18 protein-coding genes are annotated in these 17,863 nt (G+C 71.4%); 7 read left to right on the top strand and 11 right to left on the bottom strand.

Annotated elements, in window-relative coordinates; genetic code table 11:
• Window positions 1–82 precede the first annotated feature (82 nt).
• Window positions 83–1,141 carry a diacylglycerol kinase family protein gene (locus ABTW72_RS05710; RefSeq protein WP_350854736.1) on the top strand — a complete coding sequence of 353 codons (1,059 nt, stop codon included), beginning with the start codon at window positions 83–85 and terminating at the stop codon, window positions 1,139–1,141.
• Between the two features lie 705 nt (window positions 1,142–1,846).
• Window positions 1,847–3,673, top strand: a complete 1,827-nt coding sequence (locus ABTW72_RS05715; RefSeq protein ID WP_502892168.1) for a MinD/ParA family ATP-binding protein — start codon at window positions 1,847–1,849, stop codon at window positions 3,671–3,673.
• Window positions 3,674–3,716: 43 nt separating this feature from the next.
• Here the strand turns inward: ABTW72_RS05715 and ABTW72_RS05720 are convergent, their stop codons facing one another.
• On the bottom strand, window positions 3,717–4,145 hold the full coding sequence (locus ABTW72_RS05720; protein ID WP_091396135.1) for a DUF3151 domain-containing protein: 429 nt from the start codon (window positions 4,143–4,145) through the stop codon (window positions 3,717–3,719).
• Between the two features lie 249 nt (window positions 4,146–4,394).
• On the opposite strand from ABTW72_RS05720, the gene ABTW72_RS05725 reads away from it, so the two are divergent.
• A complete protein-coding gene (locus ABTW72_RS05725; protein ID WP_350854740.1) occupies window positions 4,395–5,588 on the top strand; it encodes an LOG family protein in 1,194 nt (397 codons plus the stop codon).
• Window positions 5,589–5,640: 52 nt separating this feature from the next.
• On the opposite strand, the gene fbaA is transcribed toward ABTW72_RS05725, so the two are convergent.
• The gene (fbaA, locus tag ABTW72_RS05730) at window positions 5,641–6,666 is read right to left on the bottom strand and encodes a class II fructose-bisphosphate aldolase (protein WP_350854743.1); all 1,026 of its coding nucleotides are present in this window, start codon (window positions 6,664–6,666) and stop codon (window positions 5,641–5,643) included.
• A 136-nt stretch (window positions 6,667–6,802) separates the two neighbouring features.
• Window positions 6,803–7,186 (bottom strand): phage holin family protein, encoded by a 384-nt coding sequence (locus ABTW72_RS05735; protein ID WP_350854746.1) that lies wholly within the window; start codon window positions 7,184–7,186, stop codon window positions 6,803–6,805.
• Window positions 7,187–7,310: 124 nt separating this feature from the next.
• Between ABTW72_RS05735 and ABTW72_RS05740 the strand changes: the two genes are divergently transcribed.
• Entirely contained in the window at window positions 7,311–7,523 is a 213-nt protein-coding gene (locus ABTW72_RS05740) for a hypothetical protein (RefSeq protein WP_350854749.1), read from the top strand.
• A 147-nt stretch (window positions 7,524–7,670) separates the two neighbouring features.
• The gene (locus tag ABTW72_RS05745; protein ID WP_350854752.1) at window positions 7,671–9,248 is read left to right on the top strand and encodes an LPXTG cell wall anchor domain-containing protein; all 1,578 of its coding nucleotides are present in this window, start codon (window positions 7,671–7,673) and stop codon (window positions 9,246–9,248) included.
• A 75-nt stretch (window positions 9,249–9,323) separates the two neighbouring features.
• Here the strand turns inward: ABTW72_RS05745 and ABTW72_RS05750 are convergent, their stop codons facing one another.
• Entirely contained in the window at window positions 9,324–10,382 is a 1,059-nt protein-coding gene (locus tag ABTW72_RS05750) for an LCP family protein (RefSeq protein WP_350854755.1), read from the bottom strand.
• Window positions 10,383–10,384: 2 nt separating this feature from the next.
• Window positions 10,385–10,864, bottom strand: a complete 480-nt coding sequence (locus ABTW72_RS05755; protein ID WP_350854757.1) for a SigE family RNA polymerase sigma factor — start codon at window positions 10,862–10,864, stop codon at window positions 10,385–10,387.
• Window positions 10,865–11,043: 179 nt separating this feature from the next.
• On the opposite strand from ABTW72_RS05755, the gene ABTW72_RS05760 reads away from it, so the two are divergent.
• Entirely contained in the window at window positions 11,044–12,603 is a 1,560-nt protein-coding gene (locus tag ABTW72_RS05760) for an LPXTG cell wall anchor domain-containing protein (RefSeq protein WP_350854760.1), read from the top strand.
• Window positions 12,604–12,732: 129 nt separating this feature from the next.
• Complete coding sequence (locus tag ABTW72_RS05765; RefSeq protein ID WP_350854763.1) at window positions 12,733–13,554, top strand: DedA family protein; 822 nt, start codon at window positions 12,733–12,735, stop codon at window positions 13,552–13,554.
• A 165-nt stretch (window positions 13,555–13,719) separates the two neighbouring features.
• Here ABTW72_RS05765 and ABTW72_RS05770 read toward each other — a convergent pair whose 3' ends face one another.
• The 6 genes from ABTW72_RS05770 to ABTW72_RS05795 form a co-directional block, all read right to left on the bottom strand.
• Window positions 13,720–14,097, bottom strand: coding sequence for an ArsR/SmtB family transcription factor (locus ABTW72_RS05770; protein ID WP_030332125.1), 378 nt, complete (start codon window positions 14,095–14,097; stop codon window positions 13,720–13,722).
• A 57-nt stretch (window positions 14,098–14,154) separates the two neighbouring features.
• On the bottom strand, window positions 14,155–14,694 hold the full coding sequence (gene pyrE / locus ABTW72_RS05775; RefSeq protein WP_091396156.1) for an orotate phosphoribosyltransferase: 540 nt from the start codon (window positions 14,692–14,694) through the stop codon (window positions 14,155–14,157).
• 169 nt (window positions 14,695–14,863) lie between these two features.
• Window positions 14,864–15,673, bottom strand: a complete 810-nt coding sequence (locus ABTW72_RS05780) for an SDR family NAD(P)-dependent oxidoreductase (RefSeq protein ID WP_350854767.1) — start codon at window positions 15,671–15,673, stop codon at window positions 14,864–14,866.
• A gap of 10 nt (window positions 15,674–15,683) precedes the next feature.
• On the bottom strand, window positions 15,684–16,340 hold the full coding sequence (locus tag ABTW72_RS05785) for a hypothetical protein (RefSeq protein ID WP_350854770.1): 657 nt from the start codon (window positions 16,338–16,340) through the stop codon (window positions 15,684–15,686).
• 72 nt (window positions 16,341–16,412) lie between these two features.
• The gene (locus ABTW72_RS05790; protein ID WP_350854773.1) at window positions 16,413–17,180 is read right to left on the bottom strand and encodes a hypothetical protein; all 768 of its coding nucleotides are present in this window, start codon (window positions 17,178–17,180) and stop codon (window positions 16,413–16,415) included.
• Window positions 17,181–17,282: 102 nt separating this feature from the next.
• Complete coding sequence (locus tag ABTW72_RS05795; protein ID WP_350854776.1) at window positions 17,283–17,861, bottom strand: DUF4178 domain-containing protein; 579 nt, start codon at window positions 17,859–17,861, stop codon at window positions 17,283–17,285.
• Window positions 17,862–17,863 lie beyond the last annotated feature (2 nt).

Genomic DNA, 17,863 nt, shown 5'->3' on the forward strand with positions numbered 1-17,863 from the left:
TCGGCGAGCCCGGGGTGTCAGGTTAACAAGTAGTGACGGCGTGGCCGGCAGGGGTCGCGTCGAGAGGCAGGAGGCTCCTTCCGTGTACGACGTGGTGCTGCTCACCCTCGGTTCGGAGCGGGACGCTCCCGGGGGCTGTGGCAGCGGTGGGGCCTGCTGCGGCGGCGCGACCGGGACCGACACCGACCCGACGAGCCAGACCGACACCGGCCAGACCAGCAGCGACCAGACCGACACCGGCCAGACCGACACCGAGCAGTGCGCGACGGAACGGCCACGGGTGCCGGTGCTGGCGTGCGCCGACGCGCTGAACGCCCGGGGCGCCCGGGTGGAGACGGTCACCGCCCGCTCCGACGCCGAGATCGACGCGGTGCTGGCCCGGTTCGACGGCCCGGCCCGCCCGGACGGCCTCACCTGGCCGGACCCGGACAGCAAGACCCGGCTGGTCGTCGCCACGGCCAGCGACGGGCAGTTGCGTGCCGTGCTGCGCCGGCTGGTCAAGCGGTACGCCCCGGCGCCGAGCAAGCGCCCGGCGGATCTGGCCGGCAACCGGACCCTGCCCGACCTGCCGCCGGTGGCCGTACTCCCGCTCGACCCGGCCCGTGGCGGCACCCACCGGGACCTGGCCGCGCAGCTCGGGCTGCCCCGTGACCCTGCGGCGGTGGCCGCCGCGGTGCTGGACGGCACGCCCCGCCGGCTGGACCTGCTGCGCAACGACGGCGGCTCGGTGACCCTGGACGGCGCGCTCCTCGGCGCTGCCGACGACGCCGGCCGGCCGCTGCACTGGCGCGCCCGGGTCGAGGTCGACGACACCATCCTCACCGACGGTGCGGAACCGCTGCTGGCCTGCGCGGTCGGCAACGCCGGCAGGTACGCGACGCTCAACGACGTGGCGCTGCTGACCGCGCCGGACCCGGCCGACGGCCAGGTCGAGGTCGCGGTGGCCGTGCCGGTGGTCGTCCGCTCGGCGTGGGGGCGCAAGCGGGTACGCCTCGAAGTCCGGCGGGCCCGTGGGCGGGCGGTGTCGGTGCTGCCCAGGGAGGGCAAGGTGCCGTACCTCGACGATGGTGTCGAGGGCGAGCTGACCCGTAAGCGTTCCTGGTGGGTCGAGCCGGGCGCCTGGGCGGTCTGGTCGATCTGACCTCGACCGGCATCGACCGGCCGACCTGCCTGCGCCGATCGGCCCTGTTGGGCGATTGGGCCTATCCTCGCAGGAGGACTGGGGAGGGCCGTAATGGACGAGAACGCCGACCGGGCGCAGGTGCCCGGCCAGCAGCCGGTGCCGGAGCGGGACGTCGAACCACTCTGGCCGCCAGATCCGGGCGACCGGGGCGCGGTGCCGCCGTGGGCTGCGGTCGCCGAGCAGCGTGGTGGGCCGTCGTCGGTCACACCGCCGGTCACGCCACCGGTGGCCGCGCCGCCGATCGGGCGACCGCCGGTTCCCGGCCAGCCCGGCGCTGCGGCCCAGCCGCCGCCCTCGCCGTCGGACTACCCGTCGCTCACCGGCGCCGTCCCGGCGCCCGGGGGGTGGGGGGCCAGCGGCCCGTCCGGCGCAGGGTCGGGTTGGGCGCCGGCGCAGCCGAGTTGGCCGCCGCCGACGGGCCCAGCCGCCGCGTCACCGCCCGCTCCGCCAGCGACCGGTGCCCGGCCGACGCCGCCGTCGGCCGGCCCGGGGAGCAACGGCGGGCAAAGCGCCCCCGGCGTCTCCGCCGCCGCCACACCGAGCACCACCTCCGCGCCGAGGGACGGTCGGCCCGCCGCGAGCAGTGCCGCGCCCGATCCGGCCAGCCAGGCCGGCGACGCGACGCAGGTACAGCCCGGCGACCGGGGCCCGAGCGGCGCGCCGATCACCCCGGGCGGCGTCGACCTGAACCTGCCGTTCACCCTGGACCATCCGACCGCCGCCACCGACCGCCCCGCCGCATCGGCACCCGCTGACCGCCCCACCACTGCCGCAGCGACCGACCGGCCCATCCCAGCGGCCACGGCGTCCGCCGCCGGCCCGGACGCCAGCGACAGCGCGACGGCCGCCGGCCCCACGCCGGCAGGCTCCTCGGCCGCAGCCCTCGCGGCGGCCGGGGCGGCACCGCAGCCTGGTGGGCCGGCGCCCCAGGCTGGTGGGCCGACACCACAGACTGGCCGGCCGGCACCACAGAACGGCGGGCCGACACCGCAGGCCGGCGGGACCGCGCCGCAGGCTGGTGGGCCGACACCGCAGTCCGGCCAGCCGGGGCAGCAGGCTGGTGGGCCCGGTGCGGACGGGTCGGCCGACGGGCCGGCGCGGCCGATCGCCGAGTCACCGTGGGCGTACCCGCCGCAACGCCCGGCCGGCGCGGCCGCGCCCGCTCAGGACGAGGCCGGCGCGACGCCTCCGATTCCGCCTCCGCCGGTCGTCCCGCACGCCGGTCCCGCACAGGCACACCCCGGGCAGCCGTTCACCCCGACCATCCCCGGCCAGGCCGACCCGGCGCAGATTCCGCCGCCGCCGGACGTGACGCAGTTCAGCAACCCACCGCACGGCCTCACCGCACCGCAGCACGCTCCTGGGCAAACCGGGCCGGCGACCTCGCCGCCCGGGCCCTTCCCGCCCTCGCCGGGTTGGTACCCACCGCCCTGGCAGCAGGGCTCGCCCGGCGGCACGCCCGGGCAGCCGTACCAGGAGGCCGACGGGGTGACCCGGATGCCGGCCCCCGCGTACCCGGACGCGACCGCGTACCCGGACGCGAGCTGGACACCGGACACCACCGCCGCACCGACCGCCGAGGACTTCGCCCGACGCCGCCAGGTTCGACCCGCCGACCCGGTGGCGACCATGGGTGTACGCGCGGTGGTCAACAAGATGGGCCTGCTCCGGCTCTCTCCGGGGCGGCACGAGCAGGAGCTCAAACGGGACATCGAGATGGTGCGCCGCAACTTCGGCGGTCTGCGGCAGGTGACCGTGGTCAACCCGAAGGGCGGCGCCGGTAAGACGGTGGCCATTCTGCTGCTCGCGATGACGTTCGGTCAGAAGCGCGGCGGCTACGTACTGGCCTGGGACAACAACGAGACCCAGGGCACCCTCGGGATGCGCGCCCAGCAGGACTTCCACTCCCGCACGGTGCGGGACATGCTGCGTGACCTCGGGCAGTTCCAGGGCGCGCACGGGCGGGTCGGCGACCTGTCGCAGTACGTCCGCTCGCAGGGCGAGGGGATGTTCGACGTCCTGGCCTCGGACGAGTCGGCCACCGGTGGCGAGATGTTGACGGCCGCCGCGTTCGCCGAGATCCGTGAGGTGGTCAGCCGGTTCTACAAGTTGATCTTCGTGGACACCGGGAACAACGTCCGGGCGCAGAACTGGCAGGCGTCGATGGACGCCACCGACCAGTTGGTGGTCACCATGTCGGCCCGTAACGACTCCGCCGAGACCGCCGCCCGGATGCTCGACCACCTGGAGCAGAGCGGCCGGCAACGGCTGGTCCGGCAGGCCGTGACGGTGGTGTCGATGCCGCCGTCCCGCAAGGAGATCGACCTGCCGGCCATCCAGGAGCACTTCGCGGCCCGCACCCGGGCGGTGCTGCTGGCCCCGTACGAGCGGCTCATCGACAGCGGCGAGCCCATCCGGTACGGCGGGCTCTCCTCGGCCACCCGGGACGCCTGGCTGAAGATCGCCGCCGCGGTCGCCGAAGGGCTGTGACCCGCCGACGGCCGGCCCGTTCCGGCCGGCCGTCGGGGCGGGGTCAGTTGCTCGCCAGCGCGTCCGCCGCTTCCGGGTCGCAGTCGCGCAGGAACTGGGCACAGCGGGCCGCCTCGTCGGCCTCGCCGATCTCGTCCGCGGCACGGGACAGCACGTAGAGGCAGCGGAGGAAGCCCCGGTTGGGCTCGTGTGACCACGGCACCGGGCCGTGCCCCTTCCAACCGCTGCGGCGCAGCTGGTCGAGGCCCCGGTGGTAACCGGTGCGGGCGTACGCGTACGCCGTCACCACCTGGCCCTGCGCGAACGCCCGCGCCGCGAGCTCCGCCCAGGCCGCGCTGTAGGTCGGGAAGCCGGCCGCCACGTTGGCGTACGCCTCATCGGTGCCGGCCTCGTCGGCGGCGGCCAGGGCGGCGTCGGCCTCGTCGTTCACGGGCAGGCGGGTGGCCGGTGGCTCTGGCAAAAGGTTCTGCATCGCCCCATTCAACCCGCTGGGCAGGGCGACACGCGAGCGGGTCGGCCGACGTGTCCCGCTGAACGGCTGAGGAGTTGGTCACGCCTGCGGCCTATGCCGCTGCCTGGTGTTTTCCACTACAACTAATGGTCCGGAGCCTCCCCAGGAACCGGTTATGCAGGAGCCCGGTGGCCACGACCACCGGGCTCCTGTCGGTTCCACCCCTGGCCCGAGGTTTGACCGGCCCTGGCGGAGGGGCAGGATGGCCGGGTGCCGACCCCACCTCCCGCGGACGTCATCGAGCCGCACCTGCACGCCGGTGAGATCCAGACCCGGGCAGAGTTCGACCAACAGCTGACCACCGGTCGGCTGACCGGGCTGACCGTGCAGGGCCTGCGGCTCGACCTCGTGCCGGTGCCCGACCTGACCAGCGTCGACGTCGCCGGCACCCTCTTCGTCGGTTGCCGGTTCGCGTCCCGGGACGTGGGAGCCGACCTGGTCCGGCGTGGCGCGAACGTGGTGCCGCCGTTCTCCGGATTGCCGTACCCGACCCAGCCGACGCACCTCTACACCCCGGACGAACTGGCCGCCGGGTTCGCCGAGGGCGGGTTCACCGGGATGTACGACACCCGGGTGTACGACCACTACCGGGCGCACGGCGGCGCGTTGCCGGACGTCAAGGAGGCGCTGGGTCAGCGGCTGCACGACCACGGCGTGGACAACGCGCTGGCCGACGCCACCCGGGTCTGGCTGGCCGCACACGGGCCGCAGTCGGTGGTGGGCATCATGGGCGGGCACGCGGTGCGGCGCGGCAGTCCCGCGTACCGGATGGCGGCCGTGCTGGGTTGGGAGCTGGCGCGGGCCGACCGGCTGGTGGTGACCGGCGGCGGCCCGGGTGTGATGGAGGCCGCGAACCTCGGCGCCTACCTGGCGGACCGGCCGGCGACCGATGTGACGGCCGCGATCGACCTGCTGGCCACCGCCCCCGACTTCACCGACCACCACCGGTACACGGCCACGGCGCTGACGGTCCGTCAGCGGTACGCGGGGGTGCCCCGGCAACGTGGCGACGACCTGGGCTGGGCGCGTGCGGGTGGTCTCGCCATCCCGACCTGGCTGTACGGGCACGAGCCGGCGAACCTGTTCGCCGGGCGGATCGCCAAGTACTTCTCGAACGCGATCCGGGAGGACACCATCCTGCGCCTCGCCCGGGGCGGCATCGTCTTCGCTCCGGGTCGGGCGGGCACCGTGCAGGAGGTGTTCCAGGCGGCCACCAAGACCTACTACGGCACCGACGGCGCCAGCGGGGCGTACATCTTCCTGGACCGCGCCTACTGGACGGTCGAGCTGCCGGTGGAGGCGCTGTTGCGTCCGCTGCTGGCCGCGTCCCCGTTCGGTGACCTGTCGTCGACGATCCACCTCACCGACGACGTTCGCGAGGCCGTACGCCTGCTGACGACCTGACGACGACGGCCGACCCCCCCGTGCGGGGAGCCGGCCGTCGGGTGGGACGTCGTTACTTGGTCATCGTGGTGCCGGTCGAGCGCAGGTGCTCGCAGGCTTCGACGACCCGGGCGGCCAGGCCGGCCTCGGCGGCCTTGCCCCAGGCGCGCGGGTCGTACTGCTTCTTGTTGCCGACCTCGCCGTCGATCTTCAGCACGCCGTCGTAGTTGCGGAGCATGTGGTCCACGACGGGGCGGGTGAAGGCGTACTGGGTGTCGGTGTCGATGTTCATCTTCACCACGCCGTAGTCCAGAGCCTCGCGGATCTCGCTCAGCAGGGAGCCCGAGCCGCCGTGGAAGACCAGGCTGAGCGGCTTGTCCTTGCCGTACTTGGCGCCGACGGCGTCCTGGATCTGCTTGAGGATCTCCGGACGGAGCTTGACGTTGCCCGGCTTGTAGACGCCGTGCACGTTGCCGAAGGTCAGCGCCGCCATGTAGCGGCCCTTCTCGCCGAGGCCGAGCGCCTCGACCATGGCCAGGCCGTCATCGGTGGTGGTGTAGAGCTTGTCGTTGATGGCGTTCTCGACGCCGTCCTCCTCGCCACCGACGACACCGACCTCGATCTCAAGGACGATCTTGGCCTTGGCGGCCTCGTCGAGCAGCTGCGCGGCGATCTCAAGGTTCTCCGCGACCGGCACGGCCGAGCCGTCCCACATGTGCGACTGGTACAGCGGCTGCTCGCCGCGCTTCACCCGCTCCTGCGAGATGCCCATCAGCGGACGCACGAACCCGTCCAGCTTGTCCTTCGGGCAGTGGTCGGTGTGCAGGGCGATGTTCACCGAGTACTTCTTGGCGACCTCGTGCGCGTACGCGGCGAACGCGACCGCGCCGGTGACCATGTCCTTGATCGAGGGGCCGGAGAGGTATTCGGCGCCACCGGTGGAGACCTGGATGATGCCGTCGCTCTCCGCGTCGGCGAAGCCCTTGAGCGCCGCGTTCAGCGTCTGGGAGGAGGTCACGTTGATCGCGGGGTACGCGTACCGGCCAGCCTTGGCGCGGTCCAGCATCTCCGCGTAAGCCTCGGGGGAAGCGATGGGCATGTGATGTGCTCCTTACTTACCACTCTCGGCCGTGCTGGCCGCTGTTCTTCATTTGTGCGCCGGACCGCGCTGTCCTCCGCTCGGAAGTATCCCGTAGGTGAGGTGCGCCGGAACAACCGACCCGGGTGCTAGCCGTTCACCGGCGGTCCAGGTTGTCCGGCACGATGACGCTGATCAACCAGGTCACCACGGTCATCACGATGGCTCCCCAGAACGCCGGCCAGAATCCGTCCACCTGGAACGGCAGGTCGAGCCCGCGGGCGATCCGGTCGGTGAGCAGGAACAGCAACGCGTTGACCACCAGCGCGAACAGGCCCAGGGTGAGCAGGTAGAACACACAACCGACGACCCGGATCACCGGCTTGAGCACCGCGTTGATCACGCCGAAGATCAGCGCCACCACGATCAGGGTGAGGGCGGTGTTGCCACCCGAGCGTCCATGCACGTCGACCCCGGGCACGATCAGCGTGGTTATCCACAACGCGACCGCGGTGATCGCCAGTCTGATGAGGAAGCCCACGGCACCATCCTGGCACCGGGTCGCGTCACCGAGGGCTGATTCCGCCTACTCCGCTTCCGGGCGGTGCGCCGGCCCAACCCGTACGGTGGGTGGGGACCGTGCCCCGAGACCCCCGGGAGGGATGATGGGTCAGCCCGACGAGGACTTCACCCCCGGCGACCACCTCGCGCCCGACGAACGCGACCCCGAGGCGGACCCGGCCGACGCGGTCGAGCAGGCCACGGTCGCCGGCCCGGCCGACGCCGACAGTGAGCCGCACCGCGGCCTGGAGGTCGACGACTGGGACGCGATGGAGCAGGCCCGGGTGGTCACCGGGGACGAGGACGACTACCGCTGATTCCGTCGCGGGGGCGGCTGCCCGTTGCGACAGGGGCGTCCAGCCGTTCGGGTCATTAGACAAATATCGATCCGAAGGGGTTACCGGAGGAGTCGGGGCGTCCCTAGGTTGGACGAGCGCCACCTGTATCCCCACGGGAGGACCCCCATGCTCAAGCACTCGCTCCGCTGGCTGACCGGGCTCGGCGCCGCAGGCGCGTTGATCGCCGCCTCCGCCACCCCCGCCGTCGCCGCACCCACGATCGAGCCCTACTTCCAGGACGCCACCCTGGCCATCGGCTCGGAGGCGACCATCCGTGGCCTGTTGCTGTACGCCGACGAGCCGGCGGTCCTCACCGACGTCTCCGTGCGGTACGACTACCGCTCCCTGGCCAACAAGGTCACTGTGACTCCTGCCGACGGCCAGAAGTGCACCGCGCCGGAGGCGGGCGTTCTCGTCTGCACTGAGCCCTCCGATGTCGTCCTGTACGAGATGCCGCCGCTCGGCAGCGGGATCTACCGCAACGCTGCCAAACGGGTGCACCTCGGCCTCACCGAAGAGGCGCAGCTCGGCGACTCCGGCGACGTCGCGGTCAGCTTCCAGGCAGCCGGCGGACGGCGCGGCAGCTACACCTCCCGGGTCCGGGTCGGCGAGGGGGTCGACCTGGCCGGCGGACAGTTCACCAGCCTCTCCGCCAAGCCGGGTGGGAAGTTCACGGTGCCGCTGGTCGTGGCCAACGCCGGTGACAAGACCGTCACCGGATTCGTCGCGGTCTTCGACCTCCCCTACTCGATCCGAACCAGGGACCGGTTCAGCAACTGCCGCTACTCCGACGACCACCTGGTCTCCTGCCACTTCGACGAGGACATCCCGGTGGGCACCGGGCTGGCCACCACGCTGAACCTCGAATTCGTCAAGGACACCTACGCGCCGGCCAACCACTCCGGCTACGCCCAGTTCATGACCACTGCCGACTTCGAGGACCTGACCCGGGTGCGGACGGCCGTCGGCGCTCGGGCGGCCACCCCCGGCAACGGCCCGAAACTGACTCTGGCCGAGGCACCCGGCAGGGTGCGGCAGGCCGACCAGACCGACGTCGGCCCGGGTTACGACCACACGGGGTGGACCATCAAGGCCACCGGCAAGAACGGCACCGACCTCGCGGCTATCGGCGCCACGCTCAAGGGCACGGCCGGCACCGTTGTCACGGCGACCGTCGGCTTCCGGAACAACGGCCCGGCAACGCTCGACCGAACGAACGCAGACTTCGAGGCCGCCACCCACACCGACGTCGAGCTACCGCCGGGCACCACCGCCGTCGAGGTCCCCGACAACTGCTGGTTGCGGCAGAACACCACCCGCACGTACCTGTGCGCCTCGGAGATGCTCCTGGTGGCCGGACAGGCCTACACCATGAAGTTCCGGCTGCGCATCGACAAGGTCATCCCCAACGCCCGGGGCGCGGTGCGGGTCAACGCGCCGTGCGAGTGCCCCGCCGGCGGCGGCTTCCAGGACGACATCAAACCGGCCAACGACAGGGCCACCATCGTGGTCAACGCGGCCCAGGGCGGCGGTGGCCAAGGCGATGGCGACGGTGGCGGCGGTGGCGGTGGCGGTGGCGGCGGTTCGCTGCCCATCACCGGCGCCCCCGCCAACCTGATCGCCGGTTTCGGTGCCCTGCTGCTCGTCACCGGTCTGGGCTGCTACCTGCTCGCCCGGCGCCAGGGCAGCCGCTTCACCGCCTGATTCGATCCGCTCGCCCGACGACGCCCCGCCGTCCCGTACCCGGACGGCGGGGCGTCGTCGCGAACTCCCCGTCCGTCACCGGACGGGATTGACCTGTTCCGGGTGCTGCGCCACCCACTGCGCCAACCGATCCTCGCGCAGCGCGGCGAGGAAGTCGGGGCCCTGCTTCAGGTCCAGCGGCAGCCGCGAAGCGTCGTCCACCGGGGTGCCGACCGGCAGGCTGAGCCCCACCGGGTCGACGCTCTTCAGCTCGGGTAGTACCGCCACCAGCCTGGTCAGCGGCAGGCCGTCGTCGTCGGCCGCAAGACCCTTGCCGGGGGCCGACAGCAGTGCGTTGAGCCGTACCGGATTGGTCAGGACGTCCCGCGCGACCACCCGCCGGACCAGCCCGGCGACGTAACGCTGGGAGTTACGGTCCCGGTCCAACGCGCCGTCGGGCAGGTACCGCCGTTGCCGCAGCAGGTCCACGGAGGCGGCTCCGTCGAGACGCTGACAGCCGGCCGGGAAGGTCCGGCGGGTGTGCCAGGAGCGAACCTCCTTCGGTAGACACACCTCCACCCCGTCGACCGCATCGGTGATCCGGCGCAGACCGGCGAAGGTCAGCACGGCGCCGGCGTCGACGCGTACCCCGGTCAGGTCGGCGACCACCCGGCGGGTCAGGTCGTAGCCGGCCTCCAGGTCGGGCCGGGGCTCGCCGGCACCGCTGTAGAACGCGCTGTTGAGCTTCTCGGTCCCCCGGCCGGGGATCGAGACCTCCAGGTCGCGCGGCAACGAGATGAGGTACGGGCGGCTCCGGTCGGCCGGGATGTGCACCAGCAGGACGGAGTCCGCCAACCGGTACGACGGTTGCTCGCCGAACCCGTCCACCCCGAGCAACAGGACGTTCAACGACCCGGACTGCCCGACAGCCGGTTGACCGGACGCGGGGCCCTCCGCCGGCCGATCGGGACGCAGTTGCGGCACCCCGACTCCGAGCGCGCCGAGCAGGGCGAGGGTGACGCCAGCGGCCTGGAACCGCTGCCGGCGGCGACGGCGGACAGCGGCGAGCCGGTCGATCGCGACCCGCAGCGGGCCGGTCGACGGGGTCAACGTCTCGTGCCGGGCGAACGCGGCACGCAGGTCGTCCTCGATCATGTTCACGCCTCCACGTACTCGGCCCGGAGCGTGGCCAGGGCCCGGGAGATGGACGAACGGACGGTCCCGACGGCACAGCCGAGAATGTCGGCGATCTCGACGTCGGGCAGGTCCTCGTAGTAGCGCAGCACCAGAGCAGCCCGCTGCCGACGCGGCAGCCGGGACAGCCAGGACCAGACCTGGTCCCGGTCCACGGCGGACTGGGCGTGGTCGGTGGGCAACGGCACCGACGCGTCGGGCTCACCGCGCAGCAGCACCCGGCGGACCCACGAGCCGCGCCGCCAGTCGACGTACTGGTTGGTGAGCATCCGGCGTACGTAGCGCTCGGGCGAGTCCGCGCGGGCGACCCGACGCCAGTTGAGCTGGACCCGGACCATGGTCTCCTGGACCAGATCCTGAGCCTGGTGTGGTTCGCCGGTCAGCATCACCGCGTACCGCAGTAGCGGGGCCAGCCGCGCGTCCGCGAACTCCTCGTACGTCACTGCACCTCCCGGGGGCTCCTGCCTCAGATGACGGGAGTGGAGCGGCCGAACATTGCGGTGACTCTGATCAACCTTTCGGTTCGTTTTGCTCAGTGGGTGGCTCCGAGGGCTGCAGCCAGCCTTAACGGTTCCTTAAGATCCGCAGGCTCCACCTGATCCCCCAACTGGAGGAACCCCTCATGCTCACCCACTCCACCCGGCGTTGGCTCGCCGGACTGGGCGTAGCAGGCGCGTTCGTCGCTGCCTCCGCCAGCCCGGCCGTCGCCGAAGAGCCCTCGAACGAGGTCTTCCTTTACGCCAACAACGTGCTCGTCGCATCCGGCGGCGAGGCCAAGGCGGTCACCTTGCAGGCCTTCACCGAGGCACTGCCCGAGAACTTCACCATCACTGTCGACCGCGCGGCCGTGACGGACTTCGCCGAGGTCACCCTGACCGACGCGCTGCCGGGCTGCTCGGAGGCCGGATCGGTCATCACCTGCACGCTCAAGGGCGCCGACACCATCGACTACGTCCTCGATCTGACCGTCAAGGCCAAGGACTCCGCATCGGTCGGGAAGAAGGGCGACCTGACCCTCACCTTGGCGGCGAAGGACAGGGCGACCGTCACCACCAGGTCCACCATCGAGGTCGGCGAGGGTGTGGACCTGAAGGCCGACGAGACTCTCGAAGTCTCGGGCGCACCGGGGTCGACGCTGAAGGCGCCACTGCGGGTCGCGAACGTGGGTGACAAGCCCACCAACGGCGCCGTCCTCCTCATCACGTCCACTCCCGGTATCGCCACCTCGCGGCACTCGAACTGCTCATACCTGCAGGCATTCGGGACGAACTTTGCTCAGTGCTCGTACGACCAGAAGATCGAGCCTGGCGCGGTCCTGCAGTTGGACTCGTCGTCCACGCTGAAGATCGCCTCAGACGCCTGGGCGCCGGGCCTGCAGTACGGCTCGGGTTGGTGGTTCGCCGATGGAGACTGGGCGGAGTTCCTCGCGGACTTCCCGATCCCGGTCGACCAGTGGGAGAAGGGGACCGGCGCTGAGCTGACCCTGGTGCCGGCATCGAGCGCACAGGCCAACCGGCTCCGGCAGACCGACAAGGACTCCAGCAACAACGCCACGGCGATCATGGCGACCGTGACCGGCAGCCAGGGTGCCGACGCGGCCGCCACCGGGGCCGAAGTGAGCGGCGCCGTCGGCAAGACCGTGAATGCCAAGGTCGGGTTCGTCAACAACGGCCCGGCAATGATCAACTCGTACTCTCCGGACGAACTGGTCACCACCGCAGAGATCACGATCCCGGCCGGTGCCACCGCCGTGACGGCGCCGGAAGAGTGCGTGCCGGTCAAGGACGGCGAAGAGTTTGGCGGGTACGGCGAGCCGGGCGCTCGCCTCTACTTCTGCGAGTGGTACGAGACGCTGCACAAGGGTGACCGTGCGGTGTTCGAGTTCGGTCTGCGCATCGACAAGCTGGCTGGCGCAGCGGGTGCTGTTCACCTGCGGCACTTCAACCTGGACGGAAATGGGTCGACCGTGGCCGACCTGGACTCGAAGAACGACACCGCGGCCTTCGTGATCAAGGGCGCGGCCAACGGTGGCGACGGTGGCACGGGCGGCGGTGACGGCGGCACTCTGCCGATCACCGGTCAGTCCACCGGGCTGATCGCCGGCCTCGGCGCCCTGCTGCTCGCCGCGGGCGTCGGCGGCTACCTGGTGGCCAAGCGCCGCCGGACCCGCTTCGTCGCCTGACCCACCCCGCACCACAGGTGCCCCGTCGACCGCCACGGTCGGCGGGGCACCGTCGTTGGACCCCACGGCGCGGGCGGGTGGTGACGGGCCGGTCCGGCGCGGCCGGGGCCCTGGGCTTCGGTACCCTTTGTGGCCGTGGACACAGCTGAGAAGACCCGCGCTCTCGTGGAGAGCGTCGCCCTGAACCCGCTCGATCCCAAGGATCTGTTGCAGACCTTCGGGCTGATCGGCGTGTGGGTGATCCTCTTCGCCGAGACCGGCCTGCTGGTGGGCTTCTTCTTCCCGGGTGACTCGCTGCTGTTCCTCGCCGGGGTCGCCTCGTCACCGGTGGCGGACGCGATCTTCGGCGACGGCACCCGCCTCTCCCTTGCCGGCCTGCTGATCGGTGGGCCGATCTGCGCGATCTTCGGCGCCCAGCTGGGGCACTGGCTCGGCGCGCGGTACGGCCGGCCGATGTTCGAGCGGCCGAACTCCCGGCTCTTCAAGAAGGAGTACGTGGAGAAGGCCGAGTACTACTTCCAGAAGTTCGGCCCGGCGAAGGCCGTCGTGCTGGCGCGCTTCATTCCGATCGTCCGGACGTTCCTCAACCCGGTCGCGGGCGCGCTCGGCATGCCGGCCAAGAAGTTCCTGCTCTGGAACATCGTCGGCGCGGTGCTCTGGGTGGACGGCATCCTGCTGATCGGCTACCTGCTGGCCGAGCAGATCTACCAGGCCATCGGCGACAAGATCGACCACTACATCCTGCCGGTGGTGGCCCTGATCATCCTGATCTCGGTGCTGCCGATCTTCTTCGAGTTCCTGCGCGACAGGCGGGCTCGTAAGCGCGGCGAGGCGGTCGCGGTGGTCGCGGCGGCCAGTGCCGCCGGCGCCGTGGAGGCGGCCCGCGAGGCGTTCGACCACGACGGGCACCAGCACGGCCGCCAGCGCCCGGAGCACGGTCAGGACCGTTGAGCGGTACGACGACGGCCGGCCCCCTGGCAAGGGGGTCGGCCGTCGGCATGTCGAACCCGGCCTCCGGTGGTGCGACCGGGGACGAGCAGGTGTCAACCACCGGTGGCGCCACCCCTGGCTCGCCACCGGACGCCGCCCAGGCTCGGACGGCGTGTAGTGCCTACGTCAGCGGGCCTTCTTGGTGGCCCGCTTACGCGGCGGGGTCAGCAGGTCGGCGATCGTCGCGATCGCACTCGGGACCAGGCTGTAGTACGCCCAGACACCGCGCTTCTCCCGCTGCAACAAGCCAGCCTCGGTGAGGATGCGCAGGTGATGACTGACCGTCGGCTGAGAGAGGCCGAGCGGCGCCGTCAGGTCACAGACGCACGCCTCGCCCTCGGGGGCCGACTGGATCAGGCTGAGCAGCCGCAACCGAGCAGGATCAGCAAGGGCCTTGAGGACCCCGGCAAGACGCTCGGCATCGGCACGTTCGATCGGCTCGCCGTTTAGCGGCGAGATCTGAGGCATAGTCATTTCGGCCAACGCAGTTCCCACGTATTCCATCCTTCCACCAGCAGCATCGATCCGCCTGCATATCAGCAGATCCGAATCGGCAGACTTTTACGCCACAAGGCCGAGGTCAGCCAACGTATAGGCCGCCCGGTACGGCAATCCGGCGGCTCGCACCGCGTCGCCGGCGCCTCGATCAACAATAACCACCACGCCCACGACTTCCGCCCCGGCCTCGCGAAGCGCCTCGACAGCCGTCAAAACACTTCCGCCCGTCGTGGATGTGTCCTCCACCGCCAACACTCGACGGCCAGCCACCTCCGGTCCCTCGATCCGCCGCTGTAGACCGTGAGCCTTGCCCGCCTTGCGCACCACAAAGGCGTCCAGGGCCCGGCCGGTCGGAGCGGCGGCGTGCAGCATCGAGAGCGCGACAGGGTCCGCGCCCAGGGTGAGGCCCCCAACGGCGTCGAACTCCCAGTCGGCGGTGAGGTCGAGCATCACCCGGCCGACCAGAGGAGCGGCCCGGTGATGGAGCGTGACGCGCCGCAGATCCACGTACCAGTCTGCCTCGCGCCCCGACGAGAGCACGACCCGCCCGTGGACCACAGCCAGGTCGGTAATGAATTTACGCAGGTCGTCGTGGTCCCCCATGGCGATAGAGGTTACTGCGCAACTCTGAACGCCGTGTGCGGGGTCCACCCTGATCAGCCCCGAGGGGAACCGATGACTGGCGATGTTCGACTACGCTCAGCAACTGGCCCAACAGCGGCGCGCCAACGCCGTCCCACCACTCGCCGGGGGTCGACGGGCCGGTCGACGCTCAGCGCTCGTCGCGACCGATCCGTCCGCGGGTGTCCCGCGCGACCGCCTGGAGCAGCCGCCGCGGCGCGTGTCGCATGCCGGCGACGACCACCTTGTACTTCCACGCGGGGATGCTGACCATCTTGCCTTTGCGCAGGTCACGCAGGGCTTCGTCCACGACATCCTCGGCCCGCAGCCACAGCCACTCCGGCGTCTTGGACATGTTGATGCCGGCCCGCTGATGGAATTCGGTGCGGGTGTAGCCGGGGCAGAGGGCCATCACCTGAACGCCGAACGGCCGCGTTGACTGCCCGACGGACTCGCTGAAGTTGGTCACCCACGCCTTGCTGGCGGAGTACGTCGATCCGGGCATGGCCGTACCGAAACCGGCAACCGAAGAGACATTTATCACTGCCCCATTTCGCCGTTCAGTCATCGGTCGGAGCGCCGCCAGGGTCAACCGCATGACCGCGTGCACGTTGAGTCGCAACAGTCGCGCCTCGTCCTCCGCCGTGGAGCGCAGGAACGGTTTGTTCAGGCTGATCCCCGCATTGTTGACCAGCAGGTGCACCGGGCTGCCGTCGGCGAGCCGCTTCTCCACCGTGGCACAGCCGTCGTCGGTGGACAGATCCGCCGGGATCGTCTCCACCTCGCGTCCGTACGCGGAACCCAGCTCGGTGGCCAACTCGGTCAGCCGCGCCGCGTCGCGGGCGACGAGCACCAGGTGCCAGCCGTCGGCGGCCAGTCGTCGCGTGAACGCCGCGCCGATGCCGGCGGTGGCCCCGGTGATCAGGGCTCGGCGCTCGGCAGTCGTGGGGTCGAGCGTCACGGAGTGGTCCTCACCTGGGCGGGTACGGGGGCGTGTGCGACGCCGACGGGGGCTGGTGCGGGGCGGGCGTGAACATGGGCGGTGCGGTTGGCGCCGTCGAGCGGTGGCGGCGGAACCAGCTGCTCGCCGCCGGCAGCGCCAGCAGCGTAGCTACTACAAGGTAACCGAGCGCCTGTGCGACGGAAAGCCCGACGTTGAGCGGGATCCACCAGGACGGGTACGCGTCGCCGATCAGCCCGAGCAACTCGGCGAGAGCCTGCTCGCCGGAGCCCAGTTGCAGTGGCGCGGACCGTTCGCCGACGACCACCGCCACGCTGCAACAGCCGGCGAGCAGACCGAGCCCGCTGACCACCCAGGTCGCCACCCGGACACCGTTGCGACCGGTGAGCAGCCCCAGGCCCAGGCCGGCGAGCAACGGCGCGGAGAGCACCGCCACCACCGCCGACAGCACCGCTGACGCGCGGAGCAGAGTCACCACGTCGTCGATCTGCTCCGGGCTCGCCGAGGTGTCGCGGGCGGCGGAGCGGAACGCGTCGACCGTCCCGCCCAGCACCACCAGGTCGACCACTGCGTACGCGAGCGCGGCGACAGCCATCACCACCAGCACGGCCGCGGCCGACACGACGGCGGCGGGCCGGCGGGCCGGTGCCGATTCCGGGTACGACACGACGAATCCCTCCGGTAGGCGTCGGGTTGCAACCTACTCGGAGGGATCGTCGGCGTCGTGCTTATCGAGCCGTCAGCTGGTCGGCGGCGGGTTTGACCCGGGCCGGTCCGTGGGCGGCGTGTCGTCCGGCCGGTTGGCGGCCGGTGGCGGCGGGTAGCTCGGCTCCCCACTCGACGGATAACCCGGCTCACCCGACGCCTGCGGGTAGCCCGGCTGACCGGGCACCTGCGGGTTGCCCGGGTAGCTGGCGCCCGGGGTCGGCGGCTCCCAGCCCGCGGCCTGCTTGCGGAAGAACGGGTTGGCCTTCGGCAGCGCCAGCAGGACCAGCGCCGCGATCAGCGCGATCAGGCTGAGCACGCCGAGCAGGAGGCTGACCGGGGTGACCCAGGAGGGCAGGGCCTCCTCCAGGCGGCGCTGGATCTCCTCGGGGCTCGGCCCGTCGCCGGTGCTCCCGCCACCGGTGTTGAAACCGCCGGCCGCGTTGCTGAGCAGGCCACCGCCGACGCAGCAGACCATGATGCCGCCGACGATCCAGGTGGTGATCCGGGCACCGTTGCGGCCCTGGTTGTTGAACAGGGCCAGCACGCCCAGCACGACCGCGAGCAGCAGCAGGACGATGCTGCCACCGATGCCGATGACGGCGAAGACGTCGGCCACCTGGTCACCATCGGTGGCGCTGTCCGCGTACGCCGCACGAAGCGCGTCCCGCGTCTTGCCGAAGGTGCTGAGCGTGATGATCAGACTGATCACCTGGAGCGCCAGGAACAGGAAGAGCAGGTAACTGGAAATCGACACAATGGATGGCCGCTGACGGGCCGGCGTGCTCTGGGAATCGACCACGATTCTCCTTCCCTAAGATCGCGCCCACACCGTATCGACAACCGGCCAGTTCGGCATGCCGTGACGAGCCCGGCGCGTCCGCCCGGTCCGGCTCAGCGGGCCTCAGGCACGGGGCGGACGGATCGTCAGGTCGGCGGGGTCGAGCAGGTCACCGCGGGCGACCCGCCAACCCTCTTCGCCGTACGCCTCGAAGGAGAGCCGCGCGGCGCCACCGCACTGGTAGTCGTGGTAGCGCATCGTCCCGGCCGACGGCAACTCGGTCTCTCCGGTGGCGGTGTAACGCGCCTGCCCGGTCTCGGCCCAGGTGTAGCGCCGCCCGCCGAGTTCGATGGTCGGGGCGCCCGGGGTGACGGTGGCGCCCGGTTCGGCGGTCCAGAACACCAGCTCGAGTTCGGGGCCGTCCTCCACGGAGAGCCGGTGACGGGTGCCGGAGTCGTCGTCGAGGAGGTGCTGCACCCAACTCCAGTCGCCCTCGACCAGACGGATCGTGGCGCTCACCGCGTACTCCCGCTCGCGGATCCGCACGCGGTCGCCAGGGGTCAGGCGGAGCGGGCCGCCGCGCGGTGGCTCCGCCGGCTGGCCGTCGGGCCGGCCCGACGGCCGTCGGCGGACCCGCACGACGACCACTACCACCGCGAGTACGGCAACAGCCGCCACCAGGCACGTCACCAGCGCGTCCACCC

Source organism: Micromonospora sp. NPDC127501 (assembly GCF_040302185.1).
Taxonomy (GTDB): Bacteria; Actinomycetota; Actinomycetes; order Mycobacteriales; family Micromonosporaceae; genus Micromonospora.